At 70.0% G+C, this 21,888-nt stretch carries 21 protein-coding genes; 10 read left to right on the top strand and 11 right to left on the bottom strand.

Annotation, left to right across the window (positions count from 1 at the left end):
• Nucleotides 1-6: 6 nt before the first annotated feature.
• The 3 genes from ACWGJP_RS01255 to ACWGJP_RS01245 all read left to right on the top strand — a co-directional run bounded on the left by ACWGJP_RS01255 (nt 7) and on the right by ACWGJP_RS01245 (nt 3,724).
• Nucleotides 7-1,380 (top strand): MFS transporter, encoded by a 1,374-nt coding sequence (locus tag ACWGJP_RS01255; RefSeq protein ID WP_452327933.1) that lies wholly within the window; start codon nt 7-9, stop codon nt 1,378-1,380.
• A gap of 23 nt (nt 1,381-1,403) precedes the next feature.
• Nucleotides 1,404-3,260, top strand: coding sequence for an FAD-dependent monooxygenase (locus tag ACWGJP_RS01250; RefSeq protein ID WP_452327932.1), 1,857 nt, complete (start codon nt 1,404-1,406; stop codon nt 3,258-3,260).
• A gap of 77 nt (nt 3,261-3,337) precedes the next feature.
• Complete coding sequence (locus ACWGJP_RS01245) at nt 3,338-3,724, top strand: VOC family protein (protein ID WP_452327931.1); 387 nt, start codon at nt 3,338-3,340, stop codon at nt 3,722-3,724.
• Nucleotides 3,725-3,802: 78 nt separating this feature from the next.
• Here the strand turns inward: ACWGJP_RS01245 and ACWGJP_RS01240 are convergent, their stop codons facing one another.
• The gene (locus ACWGJP_RS01240; RefSeq protein WP_452327930.1) at nt 3,803-5,629 is read right to left on the bottom strand and encodes a thiamine pyrophosphate-binding protein; all 1,827 of its coding nucleotides are present in this window, start codon (nt 5,627-5,629) and stop codon (nt 3,803-3,805) included.
• Between the two features lie 188 nt (nt 5,630-5,817).
• Between ACWGJP_RS01240 and ACWGJP_RS01235 the strand changes: the two genes are divergently transcribed.
• Genes ACWGJP_RS01235 through ACWGJP_RS01220 form a run of 4 tightly spaced genes read left to right on the top strand, consistent with a single transcriptional unit; the run spans nt 5,818 to nt 9,782 of the window.
• Nucleotides 5,818-7,494, top strand: a complete 1,677-nt coding sequence (locus tag ACWGJP_RS01235; protein ID WP_452327929.1) for a circularly permuted type 2 ATP-grasp protein — start codon at nt 5,818-5,820, stop codon at nt 7,492-7,494.
• Nucleotides 7,488-8,414 carry an alpha-E domain-containing protein gene (locus ACWGJP_RS01230; protein WP_452327928.1) on the top strand — a complete coding sequence of 309 codons (927 nt, stop codon included), beginning with the start codon at nt 7,488-7,490 and terminating at the stop codon, nt 8,412-8,414. The genes ACWGJP_RS01235 and ACWGJP_RS01230 overlap by 7 nt, the downstream gene beginning before the upstream one ends.
• The gene (locus ACWGJP_RS01225) at nt 8,411-9,256 is read left to right on the top strand and encodes a transglutaminase family protein (RefSeq protein ID WP_452327927.1); all 846 of its coding nucleotides are present in this window, start codon (nt 8,411-8,413) and stop codon (nt 9,254-9,256) included. The genes ACWGJP_RS01230 and ACWGJP_RS01225 overlap by 4 nt, the downstream gene beginning before the upstream one ends.
• A 25-nt stretch (nt 9,257-9,281) precedes the next feature.
• On the top strand, nt 9,282-9,782 hold the full coding sequence (locus ACWGJP_RS01220; protein WP_452327926.1) for a phosphoribosyltransferase: 501 nt from the start codon (nt 9,282-9,284) through the stop codon (nt 9,780-9,782).
• A 3-nt stretch (nt 9,783-9,785) separates the two neighbouring features.
• Here the strand turns inward: ACWGJP_RS01220 and ACWGJP_RS01215 are convergent, their stop codons facing one another.
• From ACWGJP_RS01215 to paaA, 6 genes are read right to left on the bottom strand one after another with little or no spacing between them, the layout of a single operon-like run.
• Nucleotides 9,786-10,556, bottom strand: a complete 771-nt coding sequence (locus ACWGJP_RS01215; RefSeq protein ID WP_452327925.1) for an enoyl-CoA hydratase/isomerase family protein — start codon at nt 10,554-10,556, stop codon at nt 9,786-9,788.
• A 14-nt stretch (nt 10,557-10,570) separates the two neighbouring features.
• On the bottom strand, nt 10,571-11,737 hold the full coding sequence (gene paaE, locus ACWGJP_RS01210; protein ID WP_452327924.1) for a 1,2-phenylacetyl-CoA epoxidase subunit PaaE: 1,167 nt from the start codon (nt 11,735-11,737) through the stop codon (nt 10,571-10,573).
• The gene (paaD, locus tag ACWGJP_RS01205) at nt 11,737-12,237 is read right to left on the bottom strand and encodes a 1,2-phenylacetyl-CoA epoxidase subunit PaaD (RefSeq protein ID WP_452327923.1); all 501 of its coding nucleotides are present in this window, start codon (nt 12,235-12,237) and stop codon (nt 11,737-11,739) included. Before paaD ends, paaE begins: the two co-directional genes overlap by 1 nt.
• A gap of 5 nt (nt 12,238-12,242) precedes the next feature.
• Entirely contained in the window at nt 12,243-13,082 is an 840-nt protein-coding gene (gene paaC / locus ACWGJP_RS01200; RefSeq protein WP_452327922.1) for a 1,2-phenylacetyl-CoA epoxidase subunit PaaC, read from the bottom strand.
• Entirely contained in the window at nt 13,079-13,384 is a 306-nt protein-coding gene (gene paaB / locus ACWGJP_RS01195) for a 1,2-phenylacetyl-CoA epoxidase subunit PaaB (RefSeq protein WP_452327921.1), read from the bottom strand. Before paaB ends, paaC begins: the two co-directional genes overlap by 4 nt.
• The gene (gene paaA, locus ACWGJP_RS01190; RefSeq protein ID WP_452327920.1) at nt 13,384-14,367 is read right to left on the bottom strand and encodes a 1,2-phenylacetyl-CoA epoxidase subunit PaaA; all 984 of its coding nucleotides are present in this window, start codon (nt 14,365-14,367) and stop codon (nt 13,384-13,386) included. Before paaA ends, paaB begins: the two co-directional genes overlap by 1 nt.
• A 163-nt stretch (nt 14,368-14,530) precedes the next feature.
• Here paaA and paaI point away from each other — a divergent pair, with 163 nt between their 5' ends.
• Genes paaI through ACWGJP_RS01175 form a run of 3 tightly spaced genes read left to right on the top strand, consistent with a single transcriptional unit; the run spans nt 14,531 to nt 16,987 of the window.
• Nucleotides 14,531-14,962 (top strand): hydroxyphenylacetyl-CoA thioesterase PaaI, encoded by a 432-nt coding sequence (paaI, locus tag ACWGJP_RS01185; protein ID WP_452327919.1) that lies wholly within the window; start codon nt 14,531-14,533, stop codon nt 14,960-14,962.
• A 25-nt stretch (nt 14,963-14,987) separates the two neighbouring features.
• Nucleotides 14,988-16,313 carry a phenylacetate--CoA ligase PaaK gene (gene paaK / locus ACWGJP_RS01180; RefSeq protein WP_452327918.1) on the top strand — a complete coding sequence of 442 codons (1,326 nt, stop codon included), beginning with the start codon at nt 14,988-14,990 and terminating at the stop codon, nt 16,311-16,313.
• Nucleotides 16,314-16,357: 44 nt separating this feature from the next.
• Entirely contained in the window at nt 16,358-16,987 is a 630-nt protein-coding gene (locus tag ACWGJP_RS01175; protein WP_452327917.1) for a TetR/AcrR family transcriptional regulator, read from the top strand.
• An 18-nt stretch (nt 16,988-17,005) separates the two neighbouring features.
• Here ACWGJP_RS01175 and paaZ read toward each other — a convergent pair whose 3' ends face one another.
• From paaZ to ACWGJP_RS01155, 4 genes are read right to left on the bottom strand one after another with little or no spacing between them, the layout of a single operon-like run.
• Complete coding sequence (gene paaZ, locus ACWGJP_RS01170; RefSeq protein ID WP_452327916.1) at nt 17,006-19,075, bottom strand: phenylacetic acid degradation bifunctional protein PaaZ; 2,070 nt, start codon at nt 19,073-19,075, stop codon at nt 17,006-17,008.
• Between the two features lie 14 nt (nt 19,076-19,089).
• On the bottom strand, nt 19,090-19,944 hold the full coding sequence (locus ACWGJP_RS01165; protein ID WP_452327915.1) for a 3-hydroxyacyl-CoA dehydrogenase family protein: 855 nt from the start codon (nt 19,942-19,944) through the stop codon (nt 19,090-19,092).
• Entirely contained in the window at nt 19,941-20,678 is a 738-nt protein-coding gene (locus ACWGJP_RS01160) for an enoyl-CoA hydratase/isomerase family protein (RefSeq protein WP_452327914.1), read from the bottom strand. Before ACWGJP_RS01160 ends, ACWGJP_RS01165 begins: the two co-directional genes overlap by 4 nt.
• Entirely contained in the window at nt 20,675-21,868 is a 1,194-nt protein-coding gene (locus tag ACWGJP_RS01155) for an acetyl-CoA C-acyltransferase (protein WP_452327913.1), read from the bottom strand. The genes ACWGJP_RS01160 and ACWGJP_RS01155 overlap by 4 nt, the downstream gene beginning before the upstream one ends.
• Nucleotides 21,869-21,888 lie beyond the last annotated feature (20 nt).

The following is a 21,888-nucleotide window of genomic DNA, read 5'->3' as shown; positions in this document are numbered from 1 at the left end:
GCATCAATGACTGATCACCCCGGATTCACGCCGACGGGCACCATCGCCACCGCAGTCGATCGCAAGCGGGTCGTGTTCGCGACCGTCGTCGGCACGACGGTGGAGTGGTACGACTTCTTCATCTACTCGACCGCTGTCGCCCTCGTCTTCAACGACCTGTTCTTCTCGGCCCTCGGCGCCAACAGCGTGCTCTTCGCCTTCGCGACCGTCGGCATCAGCTTCCTGTTCCGTCCGCTCGGCGCCTTCTTGGCCGGGCACTTCGGAGACCGGCTCGGGCGCAAGACGGTGCTGATGTGGACGCTGATCCTCATGGGGGCGGCCACCGCTCTCATCGGCGTGTTGCCGACCGCATCCGCTATCGGCATCGCGGCCCCCGTCCTCCTCGTCCTGCTGCGCATCCTGCAGGGCCTCTCCGCCGGCGGGGAATGGGGCGGCGCCGTGCTCATGGCCGTCGAGCACGCGCCGAAGGCCAAGCGCGGCATCTTCGGCGCTTCGCCCCAGATCGGCGTGCCCCTCGGGCTGCTGCTGGCCTCCGGCGTCATGGCGATCATGACGGCCATCGCCCCCGGCGATCAGTTCGTGCAGTGGGGCTGGCGCATCCCGTTCCTGCTCAGCGTCGTGCTCATCCTCGTCGGCTACTACGTCCGTCGCCGCGTCGAGGAGAGCCCCGTGTTCACCGAGCTCGCCGAGCGCAAGGAAGAGGCGCGGATGCCCATCGTGCAGTTGTTCCGCAAGCATCTGCTCCTCGTCGTGATCGCCGCGCTCGTGTTCGCGGGCAACAACGCCGTCGGCTACATGACCACCGGCGGCTACATCCAGAACTACTCGACGAACCCCGACGGGCCGCTCGCGCTCGAGCGCGGTGCGGTGCTGTGGGCCGTCACCGGCTCGGCGGTCACCTGGCTCATCACGACCCTCCTCGCGGGCTGGGTGTGCGATCGGATCGGCCGCCGCAGCACGTACATCATCGGCTGGGTTCTCCAGCTCGGCGGCGTCTTCGCCCTGTTCCCGCTCGTGAACACCGGTGAGATCGGACTGCTGTTCGCCGGCCTCGCCATCCTCACCATCGGCCTCGGCTTCACCTACGGTCCGCAGGCCGCGCTCTACGCCGAGCTGTTCCCGGCCAGCATCCGCTTCTCCGGCGTCTCGATCTCGTACGCGATCGGGGCCATCGCCGGCGGCGCGTTCGCACCGACCATCGCGACGTGGCTCGTCGAGATCACCGGCACGACGGACTCGGTGACGTGGTATCTCGCGGGCATGACCGTCATCGGACTGATCGCCACCCTGCTGCTGCGCGACCGCAGCGGCATCCCGCTCGGGCCGGACCACGAGCAGGAGCAGTCCGTGAGCCCGATCCGCGGCCTCGCGCGGGCCTGAGCGCGCATTCAGAAGGAGTCACCATGCAGTTCCACCACCGCGGGTACGTCTCGCAGGACCCCAGGGTGCTGCCGGCATCCGGAACCGGCGTCGATCGTCCAGGGAGCGTTCCCGAGACCGTCGATGTGCTCATCGTCGGATCAGGGCCGGCAGGGATGCTGCTGGCCGCGCAGCTCTCGCAGTATCCAGGCGTGGTGACGCGCATCATCGAGAAGCGGGCCGGGCGCCTGGAACTCGGCCAGGCGGACGGCATCCAGCCGCGCAGCGTCGAGACGTTCCAGGCGTTCGGGTTCGCCGAGCGGATCGTGGCGGAGGCGTACAACATCGGCTGGATGAACTTCTGGGGAGCGGACCCGGAGAATCCAGGCAGCATCGTGCGCACGGCGCGCACCGCGGACTACGGCTTCGAGATCTGCGAGTTCCCGCACCTCATCGTCAACCAGGCGCGGGTGCTGGACTACTTCGCCGAGGCGGCGCTGCAGGGGCCGGCCAGGATCGCGCCCGACTACGGCGTCGAGTTCCTCGGGCTCATGGTGAACGACGACGGCGAGCACCCGGTCGAGGTGAGGATCGCGGATGCCTCCGGCGAACGCACGATCCGTGCCCGTTACGTCGTCGGCTGCGACGGCGCGCGCAGTCGCGTCCGCGATGCCATCGGCCGTGTGCACGTGGGCGGGATCTCCGCGCACGCCTGGGGCGTCATGGATGTGCTCGTCAACACGGACTTCCCCGACTGGCGCACCAAATGCGCCATCAACTCGGAGGCAGGCAACATCCTGCTGATCCCCCGCGAGGGCGGCTACCTCGGCCGGGTGTACGTCGATCTCGGCGAGGTCGCCGCCGACGACGACCACCGGGTGCGCCAGACGCCCGTCGAGGAGATCATCCGCAGGGCCAACGCGATCCTGAATCCCTACACGCTGGACGTGAAGGACGTCGCCTGGCACAGCGTCTACGAGGTCGGGCATCGCGTCACGGACGGCTTCGACGACGTCGAGGAGGGGGCGGACCGGACGCCGAGGGTGTTCCTCACCGGCGACGCCTGCCACACGCACAGCGCCAAGGCGGGGCAGGGGATGAACGTCTCCATGCAGGACGGCTTCAACCTCGGCTGGAAGCTGGGGTCGGTGCTCAGCGGACGATCCCCCGAGTCGCTGCTGGCCACGTACGGCGCCGAGCGGCGCCCCGTGGCGCAGCAGCTCATCGACTTCGACAGGGAATGGTCGAGCCTCATGGCGCGTAAGCCGGAGGAGATCTCCGACCCGCAGGATCTCGCGACGTACTACCTGGCGACCGCGGAGTTCCCATCGGGTTTCATGACGCAGTACGCGTCGTCGATGATCACCGGCGGCGATGCGCATCAGGGTCTGGCCACCGGCTTCCCGATCGGCAAGCGCTTCCACTCCGCCGAGGTGATCAGGGTCGCCGACGGCAACGTCGTGCATCTGGGGCATCACGCCAAGGCGGACGGCCGCTGGCGCGTCTATGCCTTCGGCGACGCCGATGGAACGGCGCTGGACGCGTGGGCTGATTCCGCAGCCGCCGTCCTCGCGCGTTTCACTCCCGAGGGCGGCGACGCCGATGCGGTCTTCGACGTGAAGGCCGTCTATCGGCAGCGCTTCGAGGAGATCGACTTCCCCTCGGTCCCTGCGCTGTTCCGCCCGGTGTCGGGGCCGCTCGGCCTGATCGACTGGGAGAAGGTGTACGCCGCAGGGCCCTCGCAGTGGACGCCGACCGACGTCTTCGAGGCGAGAGGGCTGTCGCAGGGCGGCGTCGTGGTCGTCGTCCGGCCCGATCAGTACGTCGCTGCGGTGCTCCCGCTGGATGCCGTGGACGAGCTGGAATCATTCCTGGAGGGTGCGCTGCTCCCGGTTCGGTGATGCCCTGGCGCGATGTCGGAGGCCCGGCCTAACGTTGTGCGCAGGCCGGGCGCCGACGCCCGCCGGAGGAGACCGACATGACCTGGAAGATCGAGCTCATCTTCGTCCCGGTGACGGACGTCGATCGTGCCAAGGAGTTCTACGAGAAGATCGGCTTCAACCCCGATCACGATCAGGTGCCCTATGAAGGGCTCAGGTTCGTGCAGATGACCCCGCCCGGTTCGGCGTGCTCGATCGCGTTCGGCACCGGTCTGGACATCCCGCTGGAGCCGGGCCAGCAGAAGACGATCCAGGTGGTGGTGCCGGACGCCGAGGAGGCGAAGGCCCAGCTCGAGGCCGTCGGCGTCGCAGCGAGGGGAGTGGAAGACCTCGGCTGGGGCCGGTTCGTCTGGTTCGACGACCCGGACGGCAACACCTGGACGCTGCAGGAGCTGCCGGACTACGCGGCGGCGAACCAGGGCTGAGCGCTCGGCGGGGGATCCCTGGGCCTGCGGGCGCAGGGATCCGGTCCCCGGCGTGCGGGTATCCGAGCGTCGGCGGGATCAGCTGTTCACGCGGATGATCTCCTGCTGATAGGGCGCGATGACATCGCCGGAGATGCGCAGATCCAGCAGGAGGAATCGGCGCATCGACGGGTCCTCCGCGGTCCAGGTGCGCAGGCGCTCCAGATCGCTCAGGGTGCGGACGACGACGCCTTCCGCTCCGACGGCCGCGGCGAAGGCGGCGAAGTCGACCTCGGGGATGCGCATGGGCTCCTCGGCGAGCCCCTTCAGGCCGTAGAGGTTCACCTCGGCACCGTAGGCGGCGTCGTTCCAGACCACGGCGACGCCTCGGCCCTGCGCGGTGCGCACCGCGGACTCCAGGTCTGCGATCGCCATGAGCCCTCCGCCGTCGCCGGAGGTGAGCACCACGGTCGAATCAGGGCGGGCGACGGCGGCCCCCACGATGCTCGGCCAGCCCAGCCCGATCGCCTGGAAGGCGGTGCCGACCATGATCATCCGATCGGGGGAGGCGACCGGCCAGTACATGTTCGCCCAGCCGATGAAGTGTCCGCCGTCCGAGACGACGACCCGATCCTCGGGGAGCAGTTCGCCGATCAGTCGGGCGGCCGAGCGCGGGTCGAGCCGGCCGTTCTCGGCGATCGCATCACCCTCCTCATAGCCACGTGCGGCTGCGACGTCGACCGTCTCCCGCCATGGCCGCTGCGCGACTGCGGGTGCCGTCCCCGACACGTCGCCGGTTGCCGCTCCGGCTTCGACGCTCCGGGCACCGACTGCACGATGCTTCGCCGCACGGACGCGCTCGACGAGCGCATCGGCGACCAGGCGGGCATCTCCGCGGATGAAACCGCCGACGTGCGCGTGGGTGGCGGCGGGGGAGACATCGACCTGGAAGACCCGCGTGCCTGGGGCGAACAGGGCGCCGAAGCGCATCGTGAACTGGTTCAGCGACGCCCCGAACACGACGGCGACGTCGGCCTGGCCGATGAGGTCCATCGCCCCGTCTGCGCCGAATCCTCCGGTGACGCCGAGGTCGTACGCGTCGCGCGGGAAGATGCCCCGTCCGAGGGCGGTAGAGGCGGTGAGTGCCCCGGTCTCGTCGGCGAGCGCCCCGAGCGCTTCGCCGGCGCCCGCGAGCCAGGCTCCCCGTCCGGCAAGGAGGAACGGGCGTTCGGCCGAGCCCAGCGCGGCGGCGATCTCCGCCAACATCCCCTCGGCGAAGGCGCCGGAGGGCTCGAGCGGCGCGGGGAGGCGCACGGCGGTCGCACGGGGACTCGCTTCGACAGGCTCAGCGAGCTCATGGGAAGGGGGCCCAGCGAGCTCGGGGGCGGGGGCGGCGAGCTCGGGGGCGGCCGGTGCCACGAGCTCGGGGGCGGGGGAGTCGGCCTGAGCCGCAGCGACGTCGTAGGGGATCGCGAGGACGACCGGAACGCGGTAGGTGAGCGCGTGCTCGATCGCGATGACGGTGGTGGCCGAGGCATCCGTCCGTCCCACGGTGTAGGTGCGGGCGCCGACGGCCGAGGCGAGGGCGATCTGGTCCACATCCCACGGTCGAGGCCCCGAGGTCGGCTCGTCGCCGACGACGAGCACGAGCGGGATGCGCGCCTGGACCGCCTCCGCGAGGGCTGTCAGGGTGTTCGTGAAGCCGGCGCCGTAGGTGGCGGTGCCGGCGGCGATCCGGCCGGAGGCGCGGTAGTGCGCATCTGCGGCCACCACGGCGCCCGCTTCGTGGCGGACAGCGGTGAAGACGGCATCCGTCTGCGTCTCGATGGCGTCGAGGAAGTAGGCGTTGCCGTTGCCCATCACCCCGAAGACGGCGTCGATGTGCTGGGCGAGGGTGCGTGCGACGTGCGCGGATACAGAGGGCATGAGGGAGCCTTTCGAGACAGACGGATGAACGATTCCGTATGTGTCTCGCGGGGGCGTCTTCGCCTCGGGCTTCGTATCCCTTTTTCGGATACCGGCGACAGCGCGCCGGACACCCCGATCCTACTCGCGTCTCGCCGTCGTCGCGACGCCGTAACATCCGCGAAACCGCGGCGGGGAAGCATGCCCTCATGGAGTCGCTGTTCACCGGATACGCCGCGGGGCGCGTCCGCCGGGGCGCCGCGCCGTGGGATGAGATGTTCCCGGCCGGTGCCGTCCCCGGCGGCGCCGAGGTACGGGGTCCGTATCGGGAGATGTATCCCGCCCTGGCGGGCATGGACGATGCGGAGCTGCGTGCGAGGACGGAGGCGCTGGCGAGCTCCTACCTCGCCCAGGGAGTCACCTTTGACTTCGCCGGCGAGGAGCGGCCGTTCCCGCTCGATGTCATCCCCCGCGTGATCGCCGCAGACGACTGGTCCTATGTGCAGTCCGGTGTCGCGCAGCGCGTCAGGGCGCTGGAGGCGTTCCTCTCCGACGTCTACGGCGCCCGCAGGGCCGTCGCTGACGGGATCATCCCTGCAGCGCTCATCAGCTCCTCGACGCACTTCCACCGGGCGGCGGCGGGAATCGTGGGGGCGAACGGCGTCCGCATCCACGTCGCAGGCATCGACGTCATCCGCGACGAGACCGGCGCGTGGCGGGTGCTCGAGGACAACGTGCGGGTGCCCAGCGGCGTGAGCTACGTGCTCGCCAACCGTCAGGTGATGGCGCAGACCCTGCCGGAGCTGTTCACGAGTCTCAGGGTGCGCCCCGTCGTCGACTACCCGAGCCGGTTGCTGCAAGCGCTCCGCGCCGCGGCGCCGGCCGGTATCGAGGACCCGACGGTGGTCGTGCTGACGCCCGGTGTGTACAACTCCGCGTACTACGAGCACACCCTGCTCGCACGCATGATGGGCGTCGAGCTCGTCGAGGGGCGCGATCTGTTCTGCTCCGGTGGTCGGGTCTGGATGCGGACGACGGCCGGCCCGACCAGGGTGGACGTCATCTACCGGCGCGTGGACGACGAGTTCCTCGATCCGCAGCACTTCCGACCGGACTCGGTGCTGGGCGCCCCTGGCCTCATGCTCGCCGCGCGCCTGGGCAACGTCACGATCGCGAACGCCGTCGGCAACGGGGTGGCCGACGACAAGCTCGTCTACACGTATGTTCCCGACCTCATCCGCTACTACCTGGGCGAGGAGCCGATCCTGCCGAACGTCGACACCTGGCGCCTCGAGGAGCCGGAGGCTCTGGAGGAGGTGCTCGACCGGATCGACGAGCTGGTCGTCAAGCCGGTCGACGGCTCGGGCGGCAAGGGCCTCGTGGTGGGCCCCGATGCGTCGAAGAAGACGCTCGACGAGCTCCGTGCGACCCTGCTCGCAGACCCCCGCGGGTGGATCGCGCAGCCCGTGGTGCAGCTGTCCACCATCCCCACGCTCGTCGAGGACGGCTTCCGTCCCCGGCACGCGGATCTCCGCCCGTTCGCGGTGAACGACGGCACCGATGTCTGGGTGCTCCCCGGCGGGCTGACGAGGGTCGCGCTTCCCGAAGGGCAGCTCGTGGTCAACTCCAGCCAGGGAGGCGGGTCCAAGGACACCTGGGTGATCGACTCCTCGATCACGGTGACGCGGCCGAATCCGGTGCTGGCGGGGACCGACCCCGCCTCGGACGAGGTGTCGCTGGCCACCGGTGCCATCGCGGTCGTCGCGCCGGCGCGCGAAGAGCCGCACACGCCGTTCCTCTCCTCGCCGCAGGATGAGGATCTCGAGGTCCGTCATCACCAGCAGCAGCAACAACAGCAGCAACAGGGGGAGGCGGGCGCATGCTGAGTCGCATCGCCGAGGCACTGTTCTGGATCGGGCGCTACGTCGAGCGCGGCGACGGCACAGCGCGCATCCTCGACGTCCATCTGCAGCTCCTCCTCGAGGACCCGTGGGTCGATGAGGACACTGCGTGCCGCGCGCTGCTGAGCGTCATGGGAACGACCGTCGACGAGGGGAGGGCGCTCGGCCGCGACGACGTCGTGCGGATGCTGGCGCTGGATCGCGATCACGCGGCGTCCATCGCCCACTCGATCGCCGCCGCGCGCGAGAACGCGCGGCGCGCACGGGAGATCATCTCCACGGACCTGTGGGAGACGTTGAACGAGACGAACGCCCGGATGCCGCGGCGCATCGCCTCGGATCGCACGCACTCCTTCTTCCGCTGGGTGCGCGACCGCTCGGCCCTCGCCTTCGGGGTGGTCGACTCGTCCACGAGCCGCGACGAGGCCTGGCACTTCTTCTCGCTCGGCAGGGCGATCGAGCGGGCCGATATGACGGCGCGGCTGCTCGCCACCCGCTCGCTCACGGAGGCGGGCGGTCCGAGCTGGACGACCCTGCTGCGCAGCTGCGGCGCCTACGAGGCGCACCTGCGCAGCCACCGCGCCGTGCCGACGGCGACCTCCGCGGTGGAGTTCCTGCTCGTGGACCGGCTGTTCCCGCGCTCGGTGCTCTCCAGCATCCTTCGCGCGGAGGAGTGCCTGCGGGGGATCGACCCTGCGGTCGCCTTCGGCAGCACCGATCGTGCGCAGCGGGTGGTGGGGCGCCTTCGCTCCGAGCTGGAGTACCGGCCGATCGGCGACATCGTGCGCAGTCTCTCGGAGAGCATGGAGGAGGTACAGGTGGGTGTCTCGATGGCGAGCGATGCGATCAGGGAGCGCTACTTCCCCTCGATCGCGATGCCGGTGTGGATCGGGGAGGCGCTGTGACGAGGCTCAGGATCGTGCACCGGACGGGATTCAGCTACGACGCCCCGGCGACGGCCTCGTACAACGAGGCGCGGATGCTGCCGCATTCCCGGGAGGGACAGTTCGTGCTGCAGGCGGCGCTGGAGATCTCCCCGACGGCGTCGCAGCACTCCTACGCCGACTACTGGGACACCAGGGTCTCCACCTTCGAGGTGCTGACGCCGCACCAGGAGCTCGTGGTCACCGCCACGAGCGTCGTCGACGTCCGGCCCGTCGAGCGGGCCGAGCTCGAGTACGGCTGGGACGAGCTGGCCGCGAGCATCCCGACCTCGCTGGAGCTCGCCGAATGCCTCACGCAGACGCGCGCGACCGACCCTGACGACGATATGGTCCGCCTCGCCGGGCGGATGAGGTCGGCGTGCTCCTCGGTGGACATCACAGCCCGCGAGATCTGCCGGACGGTCGGCAAGGACATGGAGTACCGGCCCGGCGCCACGGGGGTGAACTCGACCGCGCGGGATGCCTGGCCGACGAAATCCGGCGTCTGCCAGGACATCGCGCACATCGCACTGGGTGTGCTGCGCGCAGCCGGGATCCCCGCACGCTACGTCTCGGGCTACCTGCATCCCGACCCCTCCGCGGGCATCGGGCAGCCCGTCATCGGCGAGTCCCACGCCTGGGTCGAGTGGTATGCCGGCGAATGGCGGGGGTACGACCCCACGAACCTCGTCGAGATCGGCGCCTCGCACGTCTACGTCGGCCACGGCAGGGACTACGCCGATGTCGCGCCGTTGCGGGGCGTGTACGCCGGCCCCAGCGGCTCGGAGCTGTTCGTCGCGGTGGAGCTCACCCGCCTAGACTGAAGCCTTCGAGCACGAGGAGACGGCTGTGACCGAAGAACGCGAGACGCTGAGCTGGGACGGCTTCGGGGCGGCGACGCGCGATCTCGCCCGCACGATCATCGCGGACGGATTCGTCCCGGAGGTGGTCGTCGCGATCGCCAGGGGCGGACTGCTGCCGGCCGGAGCCATCGCGTACGGTCTCGGCGCGAAGAACTGCGGCGCCATCAACGTCGAGTTCTACACCGGCATCGGAACGGTGCTCGATGCCCCAGAGGTCCTGCCGCCCGAGTTGGACATGGCGTACCTCGATGGACGAAGGGTGCTGCTCGTCGACGACGTCGCCGACTCCGGCCGCACGCTCGCCCTCGCGGTGCAGCTGCTCACGGACAAGGGCGCGGACGTGCGCTCCGTGACGATCTACACCAAGCCCTCGACGATCATCCAGCCGGACTACGCGTGGAAGGACACCGATCTCTGGATCGACTTCCCCTGGTCGTTCCAGGGCACGGTCGTCGAAGAGGACCAGGGCCTGTCCGCCTCCACGTGATCCTCAGCGCCCCGTGAACGACGGCGTGCGCTTCTCCTGGAAGGCGGCGAAACCCTCGCGGTAGTCGTCCGTCTCACACAGGGCCGCCTGCGCGCGGTTCTCGACATCCACGGAGTCCCACAGCGCCATGCGCTCATCGCGGATGCGGGCCACGAGACGCTTGCTGGCGAGGAACGCCGCCGTGGCTCCCTTCGCGGCATCCGCCGCAGCGCGCGCAGTCGCCGTCGCCACCTCGTCGTCCGGGAGGACGCGCGAGAAGAGACCGGATGCGACGGCCTCGGTGCCGCTCATGAGTCGCCCGGTGTAGATGAGATCGAGCGTCCTGTGCGCGCCGAGGCGGTCGACGAACAGCGCGTGTCCGCCGGAGTCCAGCGTCGCCCCGAGCGCGGCGAACGGAGATCCGATCCGCGCCGATTCTGCGACGTACACGACGTCGGAGGCGATGAGCAGCCCGAGCCCGACGCCCAGGCATGCGCCGTGCGCGACGGCGAACGTGGGTGCGGGGAAGGCGGACATGCGGCGCAGCAACGGCGTGACGAGCCCGCCGAGGTACCCCATCACGTCGTCGTCCCTCGGGTCGACGGCCGAGATGTCCCGGCCGGCGCAGAACGCCCTGCCCTCGCCGCGCAGCAGGAGGGCGCGCACGCCAGCGGCCTCCGCGGCATCGTAGGCGTTGCCGAGGTCGGCAAGGGCCCGTTCGTCCAGCGCGTTGAGCTTCGCCGGGGAATTCAGCGTCACCGTGGCGACGTCATCCGAGATGCTGAGATCGATCATCAGGTCCTCCTCGGTCAGCCGTCGTAGTCGACGACGACGCGGTCACTGGTGGGGTGGGACTGGCAGGTGAGCACGTAGCCGCGTTCGATCTCATCCGGCTCCAGGGCGTAGTTCTCCGTCATCGCGACGCTCCCGAAGAGCACCCTGGCTCGGCACGTGCCGCACACGCCTCCCGCGCAGGCGAACGGGGCATCGGGGCGCACCCGCAGCGCGGCGTTGAGCACGGACTCGTGCGCATCGACGGGGCTCTCGACCGTCGACGAGACGCCGTCGAGGTTCACCTCGATGCGGAACGTCTTCTCGCCGGCGTGGACCTCCACCTTCCTGGCGGTGCGCAGCGGCTCCTCCCCGGTGGTGAACAGCTCGAAGCGGATGTGCTCGCGGGCGACGCCCGCGTCGGCGAGGACCTCACGGCAGAGGTCGACGAGCCCGAGCGGTCCGCACAGGAACCACTCGTCGACGTCCGAAGGATCGATGAGGGTGCCGAGGATGGTGCGCAGCTTCTCCTCGTCGAGGCGGCCAGAGAGCACCGGTGCGGTGCGCTGCTCGCGGGACAGCACATGATGCAGCACGAGCCTGGTCGGGTACTTGTCCTTCAGATCGGCGAGATCCTCGAGGAACATCACGTCCAGCGTCGACCGGTTCGTGAAGAGCAGCGTGAAGCGGGCGCTGTCCGAGCGCGACAGCACGGTGTGCGCGAGAGCCATCATCGGTGTGATGCCGGACCCGGCAGCGATGCCGACCACGTGGCGATCGTCGAGATCGGGCAGGGCGGAGGTGAACGTGCCCTGCGGGCTCATCACGTCGATCTCGAATCCGGGATGCAGGCCCGTCTGCGCCCAGGTCGAGAACAGTCCGCCGTCGTCGCGCTTCACCGCGATGCTCAGACTGCTCGGCGCTCCGTCCTCCCTGTGCACGGGGGCGCGGCAGAGCGAGTACGACCGGCGCACCTCCGACCCCTCGAGCGTGGTGCGCAGCGCGACGTACTGGCCGGGGAGGTGGTCGTAGGCGTCGGCCAGGTCCGGCGGGACGGTGAACGTCACCTCGACGGAGTCCGCGGTCAGCGGACGCACGTCCTCGACGACGAGAGTGTGGAACCGCGCCCTCGCACGGGGACGTTCGCCCGTCGTCACGGGTAGGAGAGACGGGGCGGCAGCCTGCGACGGCGTGAACATCGACATCAGTGCACCTTGAAGTGGTCGAAGGGCTCGAGGCAGGCGCGGCATTCGTAGAGCGCCTTGCACGAGGTGGATCCGAAGCGCGACACCTCCCGGGTGTCGAGCGACCCGCACTGCGGGCACCGGACGCTCAGCGCGAGCCTGATCGGTCCCGTCCCGATAGCGGATCGTCCGGTCGGCGGCGCGATGCCGTAGCGCTCGAGCTTCTGCTTCCCCGCCTCCGTCATCCAGTCGGTCGTCCAGGCGGGGGAGAGGACGAGGCGCACGTCCACCTGCGGATACCCGGCATGCGTGAGGGCGAGCACGATGTCGTCCCTGATGGCGTCCATCGCGGGGCATCCGCTGTACGTGGGCGTGATCTCCACGCGCACGGCGTCCCCGTCCATCCGCACCTCCCGCAGCACGCCGAGGTCCTCGATGGTCAGGACGGGCACCTCCGGATCGGCGACGGATGCCGCGATGCGCCGCGCCTCGTCGAGGCTCCGCCCGCTCTGCGTCGTCATGGCGCTCACCAGGTCGCGCCAGGGTGACGGCGGGCGAGCACCTGCATCTCGGCGAGGAGGTGGCCGAACGGTGTGGAATGGGTGCCGTGCCGCCCGCCCGCGGACGAGGACGGCGTCGAGGGGAGCTCCAGCCCTGCCTCGGCGAACACCGTGTCGACGACGGCGTCGAAGCCCTGGCGGAGCGAGGAAGGGCGGACGGCGGCGGAGTCGAGCCGGTCGATGAGCTCCTCATCGCGGAAGAGCTCGGCCGCGTACGGCCAGACGTCTCCGATGGCACGGATGAGGCGGCGGCGGGACTCCTCGGTGCCCCCGGCGAGCCGGAGCACCCACTGCACGGCGTGGTCGCGGTGGTAGTCGACCTCCTTGAGCGCCTTCTCGGCGATCGCGGCGAAGGTCGCATCGGTGCTCGCCCTGAGCGCGGCGTAGAGCTCGAACATGTACGTCGAGACGATGAACTGCCTGGCGATCGTCTGCGCGAAATCGCCGTTGGGCTGCTCGACGATCCAGGAGCTGCGGAACTGCTCCTCGTCACGGAAGTACGCGAGGTCGTCCTCGCTGCGCCCGTCATAGGAGCCCGCGTAGTGCAGCAGCGAGCGCGCGTGCCCGAGCAGGTCGAGGGCGATGTTCGCGAGGGCGACGTCCTCTTCGAGCTCCGGAGCACGGGAGATCCACGCACCCAGCTGTTGCGAGAGGATCAGTGCGTCGTCACCGAGCCACAACGCGTATTCCGCGATGTCGGCGGACGCTGCCGTCGCGCCGGCGCCGGAGAGCTCCTCGCTCAGATCGAGGTCGTCGACGGTCACGTCGCCGTGGACGTCGCCGTGGATGTCGTGCTCGGCGTTCACAGGTGCGGCACCCCCTCGGCGGCGGTGTAGTACACCGCGTGCCGATAGTTCTTGCCCGCCGGGCTCTCGAAATACGCGCCCTTCGCATCGGGATCGCTGGTCGTGATCGCCTCGGCGGGCACCGCCCAGATCGACACGCCCTCGCCTCGGCGGGTGTAGAGATCGCGCGCGTTGCGGATCGCCAGTTCGGCGTCGGGTGCGTGCAGCGAGCCGACGTGGACGTGGCTCAGCCCGCGCTTCGCCCGCACGAAGATCTCCCAGAGCGGCCACGGCTCGCGCGCGTCTGCGCCGGGGGCCGTCATCACGCCACCGCCGGCTGCATCGGGGCCTGCGCCCTCTTGCGGGCGTACTCCGCTGCGGCCTCGCGGACCCAGGCGCCGTCCTCGTGCGCGCTGCGCCGCCGCTCCAGACGTTCCGCGTTGCACGGGCCGTCGCCGCGGACGACGGCGAAGAACTCGTCCCAGTCGATCTCGCCCATGACGTACTCACCGCTCTCCTCGTCGAAGCGCAGCTCGGGGTCGGGGAGGGTCACGCCGAGGATCTCGGCCTGCGGCACGAGCATCCCGACGAAGCGCTGGCGGAGCTCGTCGTTGGAGAAGCGCTTGATGCGCCATGCCATGGACTGCGCGGAGTTCGGCGACTGGTCATCTGGCGGTCCGAACATGGCCAGCGCCGGCCAGTACCAGCGGTTCACGGCATCCTGCGCCATCTCGCGCTGCTCAGCGGTGCCCTGCATGAGGGTGAGGAGGATCTCGAATCCCTGCCGCTGGTGGAAGGACTCCTCCTTGCACACCCGCACCATCGCCCGCCCGTACGGACCGTACGACGCGCGGCACAGCGGGACCTGGTTGCAGATCGCGGCGCCGTCGACGAGCCAGCCGATGGCGCCCATGTCCGCCCAGGTTGGGGTGGGGTAGTTGAAGATCGAGGAGTACTTCGCCTTGCCGCTGATGAGCTGGTCCATCATCTCGTCGCGCGTGATCCCAAGGGTCTGCGCGGCCGAGTACAGGTAGAGCCCGTGGCCCGCCTCGTCCTGCACCTTCGCCATCAGGACGGCCTTGCGCTTGAGACTCGGCGCGCGGGTGATCCAGTTGCCCTCCGGCTGCATGCCGATGATCTCGGAGTGGGCGTGCTGGCTGATCTGGCGGATCAGCGTCTTGCGGTACGCGTCCGGCATCCAGTCACGCGGTTCGATGCGCTGCTCGCTCGCGATCAGCTCGTCGAAGATGCGCTGATCGTCGGCGGAGTCGCTCTGCACGAGCGAGAGGTCTGCGGGGGTTGTCATCTTCGACTCCTCAACATCAGGTCTTTTTACTGACCGATCGTTAGGTTATTGTGGCACAAGGATGAGACGGATTCAAGGATTCCGACTTTACCAACCGATCGTTCGGTTAGTAGTATCCCGATAACGGATGCCATGGCGGCATCCTGGATCGACGAGGAGGTCGATGGTGACCGCGAGCACGACAGAGGACACGCAGACGGCGCAGCCGCAGCGGCCCATGATGAGGCGCGACCGCGCCTCCGCCGGCATGGGAATCGTCGTCGATCACGATGAGCCGGGACGGGCCGTGGTGTCCATGCGGATCCGCGAGGACATGACCAACGGCTTCGAGATCACGCACGGCGGATTCGTGTTCGCGCTCGCAGACACGGCCTTCGCGATCGCCTGCAACGAGGACGAGCGCATCACGGTCGCCGCGGGGGCGGACATCTCCTTCCTCCGTCAGACCGTCGCCGGTCAAGTCCTCACGGCGACGGCCGTCCGTCGAGCCCGATCCGGTCGCACCGGCGTCTACGACGTCACCGTGACCGACGAAGCCGGTGAGGCCGTCGCGGAGTTCCGCGGGCGCTCGCGTACCACCGATAAGACCTTCTGACCTCCCGACCACGACGGAGCACACCATGTCGACGACGACGGCCCCCCGCACCTCCCTCACCGCCCCCTCAGCGGACGAGCTCGATCCCGCTGAGCGGATGACGCGCGCCGAGATCCAGGACCTCCAGCTCGAGCGCCTGCAGTGGACCGTGCGGCACGCGTACGAGAACGTCCCGCTGTACACGCGGAAGTTCGACGAAGCGGGCGTGCAGCCCGACGACATCCGCACCCTCGCGGACGTCGAGCGCCTCCCGTTCACGACAAAGGCGGATCTGCGCGAGACCTATCCCTTCGGCATGTTCGCCGTCCCGATGGACCAGGTGGCCCGCATCCATGCCTCGAGCGGCACGACAGGGCGCCCGACGGTGGTCGGATACACCCGCGGCGACCTGGACCGGTGGGGCTCACTGGTCGCCCGATCGCTTCGCGCCGCGGGCATCCGCCGCGGGATGAAGGTGCATAACGCCTACGGCTACGGCCTGTTCACCGGCGGGCTCGGCGCGCACGCCGGCATCGAGGCGCTTGGTGCGACGGTCATCCCGATGTCCGGTGGCCAGACGGCGCGCCAGGTGCAGCTGATCATGGACTTCGAGCCGGACGCCATCCTGTGCACGCCCAGCTATCTGCTCACCATCGCCGATGCGATGGCGGAACAGGGGATCGATCCTCGCTCGACCTCGCTCAAAGTCGCGGTCCTCGGGGCGGAGCCGTGGACGAACGAGATGCGTCACGAACTCGAGCAGCGGCTCGGCATCGACGCGCTGGACATCTACGGCCTCAGCGAGGTCATGGGCCCTGGCGTGGGCAGCGAATGCTTCGAGACGAAGGACGGCCCGCAGCTGTGGGAGGACCACTTCCTCCCCGAGATCATCGACTCCGAGACGCAGGCCCAGCTGCCGGACGGCGAGCTGGGCGAGCTGGTCTTCACCTCCCTGACGAAGGAGGCGTTCCCCGTCATCCGCTATCGCACGAGGGACCTCACGCGGCTGCTGCCGGGCACGGCGCGTCCTGGGATGCGCCGGATGGAGAAGATCACCGGCCGCAACGACGACATGATCATCCTCCGCGGCGTGAACCTGTTCCCGACCCAGATCGAGGAGATCGTCCTGGGTATCGAGCAGCTCACCCCGCACTTCATCCTGGAGCTGTCGAAGGAGGGGCGCATGGACGCGCTCACCGTGCGCATCGAACGGCACCCCGAGCTCCCCCTTGAGGCGTGCGAGGGCGCGGCGACGGTGCTGGCGCAGCGGATCAAGGTCTACATCGGCTCCAGCGTCGCCGTGCGGCTGGAGGAGCCGGGCGCGCTCCCGCGCAGCGAGGGCAAGTACAAGCGGGTCTACGACCTGCGCTGAGCGCTTCGCCGCCGCAGTGCGGAGGCGTGCGAGACTGAGCGGTGATGTCCGAGAACCAGACCATCCGACGCGGGCGCCCCGGCTACGACCAGCAGGGCATCCTCGCCGTCGCCGTGACCGCGTTCAACGAGTTCGGCTACGACGCGACCTCGATCGGCGTGCTCGCCGAGCGGCTCGGCCTCTCGAAGTCGGCGATCTACCACCACTTCGGCTCGAAGGACGAGATCCTCCATCTGGCCCTGGACGCCGCGCTCGGCTCGCTGGAGGCGGTCGTCGAGGACAGCGCCCTGCCCGCATCGCCCACCAGCGCCCGCCCCGCCGCCGACCGACTCGAGCACGTGCTCCGCGGCGCCGTGCAGGTGCTCGTCGATCAGCTCCCGGCCGTGACCCTGCTGCTCAGAGTGCGCGGCAACACCGATGTCGAGCGCGATGCGCTGACCCGCAGGCGCGCCTTCGATCGCCGCATCATCGCCCTGGTCGCGGAGGCGCAGGCCGAGGGGACCCTGCGGGGGGACATCGATGCCAGCGTGGCGGCGCGTCTCGTCTTCGGCATGATCAACTCGATCGTCGAGTGGTACCGGCCAGGCGGACGCGAGGGCGCGGAGCTGCTCGCCGATGACGTCGTCGCGATCGCGCTGCACGGCCTTCGGACGCAGGGCGACGACGCCGGCTGACGCCGCCGCCCCGCGGTCTCAGGCGGCGGCCTGCTGCTTGGCGACGAGCGTGAGCACGTCGTAGGTGGCCACGACCTCGTCGCGCTGGTTCTTCAGGACGCTGTCCCAGCGCACCTCGCCGTACTCGTCCGTCTCGCGAGGCGTGATCTGCTTGGCGGTCAGCTCCACACGGATCTCGTCACCGGGGGAGACCGGCGTCACGAAGCGCAGGTTCTCCAGGCCGTAGTTCGCCAGCACCGGCCCTGGAGCGGGGTCCACGAAGAGCCCCGCCGCCCAGGAGACGAGCAGGTAGCCGTGGGCGACCCTGCCAGGGAAGAACGGGTTCGCCGCAGCGGCCGTCTCGTCCATGTGCGCGTAGAAGGTGTCGCCGGTGAAGGCGGCGAAGGTCTCGATGTCGTCCAGGGTCACGGTGCGCGAGCCGCTCACGATCTGATCGCCGACGCGCAGCTCCGCCAGCGACTTGCGGAACGGGTGAACCTCGCCGCCCGCGGTGGCGGCGCCGGGGTGCCAGATGCCAGTGAGGGCGGTCATCATCGTCGGTGAGGCCTGCACGGCCGTGCGCTGCATGTGGTGCAGCACGGCGCGGATGCCGCCGAGCTCCTCTCCGCCACCGGCGCGCCCAGGGCCGCCGTGCACGAGCGTCGGGAGCGGGGAGCCGTGCCCCGTCGACGAGCGTGCGTCGTCGCGGTCGAGGACGAGCACGCGGCCGTTGTACGCGGAGATCTCCGTGACGAGCGAGAGGGCGACCGCGGGGTCGTGGGTGGCGATGCTCGTGACGAGCGATCCGCCGCCCTGGGCGACGATGGACGCCGCCTCAGCGGCCGTGCGGTAGCCGACGATGCTGGACACCGGCCCGAAGGCCTCGATCTCGTTGACCGCTGCGCTGGACGCGTCGGCGAAGCGCAGCATCATCGGCGCGACGAAGGCCCCCTCGCCGGCTTCGCTCTCACTGCCGTCCGCTCGTCGGACGACGGGGGCATCCGACGAGCCGATCACGAGCTCCCCGCCGCCCTGGCGGAGGCGCTCGACCTGGCGCAGCACCTCGTCGCGCTGATCGGTCGAGGCCAGGGGACCCATCGTCACGCCTTCGGCGCGGGGGTCGCCGATGACGACCCGTTCCTCGATGCGGGTGCGCACGGCGGCGATCACGTCGTCGACGGCCGCGACGGGAACGACTGCGCGCCGGATCGCCGTGCACTTCTGACCGGCTTTCGTCGTCATCTCGGTGACGAGCTGGCGGACGTAGGCGTCGAACTCGGGGGTGCCGGCGACGGCATCCGTGCCGAGGACGGAGGCGTTGATCGAATCCGTCTCACCCGTGAAGCGCACGCCGCCGGTCTGGACGGCGTCGTGGGCGCGCAGACGCTCAGCGGTGGATGCCGAGCCGGTGAAGGCGACGAGATCGCCGAGGCGCAGCTGATCGAGAAGCCCTGGAACGCTGCCGGAGACGAGCTGGAGCGAGCCGTCCGGCAGGAGACCCGACTCCACGAGGATCCGCACCATCGCCTCGGCGAGATAGCCGGTCGGCGTCGCCGGCTTCACGAGCGTCGGGACTCCGGCGAGGAAGGCGGGCGCGAACTTCTCCAAGGACCCCCAGACCGGGAAGTTGAAGGCGTTGATCTGCACGGCGACGCCAGGCAGCCGCGAGTAGACGTGCCTGCCGATGAACGAGCCGTCCTTCGACAGGTTCTCGACGCCGCCATCCACGTACACGGTGCTGTTGGGCAGTTCTCTGCGGCCCTTGCCCGAGTAGGTGAAGAGCACGCCTATCCCGCCGTCGATGTCGACCCAGGAATCGGCCTTCGTCGCGCCGGTGCGACTGGAGATCGCGTAGAGCTCCTCCTTGCGCTCCGTGAGGGCGAGAGCGAACTGCTTGAGCAGGAGAGCGCGCTGATGGAAGGTGAGCGCCCCCAGTGAGGCCTGACCGGCCGTGCGGGCGTGGTCGAGCGCGCCGGCGAGGTCCAGGCCGTCCGTGGACACCAGGGCGACGACCTCGCCCGTCGAAGCGTCACGCACCTCGGTCGCGGATGCGGCGGCATCGGGCGTCCACCAGGAGCCCTGCACGAAGCTCGGGAGGATCTCGGTCATGTCGTTTCCTTTCATCATGCGTCCCAGTCGTAGAAGCCGCGGCCGCTCTTGCGCCCGAGGCGGCCGTCGGCCACGAGCCGTCGCAGCAGCGCCGGCGGCTCGAAGCGCTCGCCGAGGTGGGCGGCGAGGTACTCGGCGATGCCGAGTCGCACGTCCAGCCCCACGATGTCGGTCAGCCGCAGCGGGCCGACCGGATGCTTGTACCCCAGCGTCATCGCCGCATCGATGTCGGATGCCGAGGCGACGCCCTCCTCAAGCATCCTGATCGCCTCGAGCCCGATCGCGACCCCGAGCCGGGAGGAGGCGAAGCCGGGGGCGTCGGCGACGACGATCGGCGTCTTGTCGATGGCGCGCACGCGGTCGCGGGCGTCGGCGACGACGTCATCGGCGGTCGCGGCGCCGCGTACGATCTCGACGAGCGTCGAGGCGGGCACCGGATTGAAGAAGTGCATGCCGAGGAAGCGCTGCGGTCTGCGCAGCACGGCGGAGAGCTCATCGATCGAGATCGAGGAGGTGTTCGAGGCGAGGACGGCGTCCTCGTCCACGGCCGCCTCGGCCCTGGTGAGCGCGTCGATCTTCAGCGCAGGGTCCTCGGGGACGGCTTCGACGACGAGGGCGCAGTCGGCGAAGGCCGCCGCATCCGTCGCCGTCACGAGCCTGCCGTCGTACGCCGAGGCATCCTCCATCGCGGAGCCGCGGGCGATGGATGCCCGCACGGATTCGAGGACGCGATCGCGTGCGGCGGCGGAGGCATCCGCATCGCGCTCGACGACCGTGACCCGTGAGCCGGCGAGGAGGAAGGCGTGCGCGATGCCCGCTCCCATGCGCCCTCCGCCGAGGACGCCGACGTGATCGGATGCGGTGCTCATCGGGTGCTCTTCTCCAGGAACGCGGTCATGCGCCGGAACTTCTCCGGGCTCTCGAACAGCTCGGCCTGCTCCTCGAGGTCGATCTCGGGATGCGCCGTGCGCGGCGCGCGGAACACGCGCTTGGTCGCCATCGTGGCCGCCTGGTCATTCCGGGCGATCCGGTCGGCGAGGCGATGCGCCTGCGCGAGCAGGTCATCGGCGGCATGTATCGCGCTGATGAGGCCGATGCGCAGGGCTTCCTCCGCATCGACGGTGCGGCCGGTGAGCAGCAGCTCGATGGCGCGCGCGTCGCCGATGATCTCCTTGAGACGCCAGCCGGCGCCGGCCGCCGCGAGGATGCCGAGGCCCGTCTCGGGGTTTCCCATCGCCAGCGACGGCGTGCCGATGCGGATGTCGGCCGCATAGGCCAGCTCAGCACCGCCGCCCAGCGCATAGCCGTCGATCGCGGCGATCACGGGCATCGGCAGCTCGGCGATGCGGATGAAGGCGTGCGCGTTGATGCCGCGGAGCGCATCGGCCGCTCTCCGCTCGCGGAGCTCGGCGATGTCGGCGCCCGCGGCGAAGACGCCGCCTGCGCCGATGAGGATGAGCGTCCGCGGCTGGGCCTCCAGCTCTCCGCAGAGCTCGTGCAGGGCGTCGATCATCGCCTGATCGATGGCGTTGCGCCTGGCGGGCCGGTTGAGCGTCGCGACGACGCGGTCGGCCCCGCGCTCGACGAGCAGGGGCGCGGTCATCCGATCGCCTCCAGGATCATCGCCGTGCCCTGCCCGACGCCCACGCACATGGTGGCCAGCCCGTAGCGGGAACCCTCGCGCTCCATGCGACCGAGCAGCGTGAGGAGCAGGCGCGATCCGGATGAGCCCAGCGGATGCCCGAGGGCGATCGCGCCGCCATCGGCGTTCACGACTCGCTGATCGAGCCCCAGCTGTCTGATGCATGCGATCGACTGCGACGCGAAGGCCTCGTTGAGCTCGACGGAGCCGATCTCGGAGATGTCGAGCCCGGCACGTGCAAGTGCCTTAAGGGTGGCGGGCACGGGCCCCAGGCCCATGATCTCCGGTGCGAGCCCCGCGCTCGCCGAGGCGACGATGCGCGCCCTCGGGGTGAGGGAGTGCTTCTCGATCGCGTCGCGGCCGGCGACGAGGAGCGCCGAGGCTCCATCGTTCAGCGCGCTCGAGTTGCCGGCCGTGACGACCTCGCCGCCGTGCACGACGGGGCGCAGCTGCGCGAGACGTTCGAGCGTCGTCTCCGGGCGAGGTCCCTCGTCGACGAGCACCTCGGCGGTGCCGGTGGGCACGCCGACGATCTCGGCGGCGAAGCGGCCCGCCGCGATCGCGGCGGCGGCGCGCTGCTGCGAGAGGAGGGCGAACGCGTCCGCCTCGGCTCTCGTGATCCCCTCGCGCCTGGCGACCTCCTCCGCGGTCTCCGGCATGGAGTAGGTCGCCTTGTCCCTCGCCGCGAGCCGCGGGTTGGGGAAGCGCCAGCCGATCGAGGTGTCGTAGGCCGACCCCGGCTTCGCCCACGCCTTCTCCGGCTTCGCCTGCACCCACGGCGCGCGCGTCATCGACTCGACGCCCCCTGCCACGATGAGGTCCGCATCCCCCGCGCGGATCGCCTGCGAGGCCATCGCGACCGCCGACATGCCGGAGGCGCACAGGCGGTTCACGGTGATCCCCGGCGTGCTGTCGGGGAGCCCTGCCAGCAGCGCCGCCATCCGTGCGACATTGCGGTTGTCCTCGCCGGCCTGGTTCGCCGCGCCGAGGATGACCTCGTCGAGTTCGACGGCCGCCGGATCGAGGCCGGCGCGGTGGACGGTCTCGCCGACGACGAGCGCCGCGAGATCGTCCGGACGCACCGAGCTCAGCGCGCCGCCGTAGCGTCCGACGGGGGTGCGCGCACCGGTGACGAGATAGGCGTCGGTCATTCGTGTCTCCTGTCTGGCGT

The organism is Microbacterium sp. NPDC055903, assembly GCF_053615555.1.
This window is presented reverse-complemented; position numbering and strand designations above follow the sequence as displayed.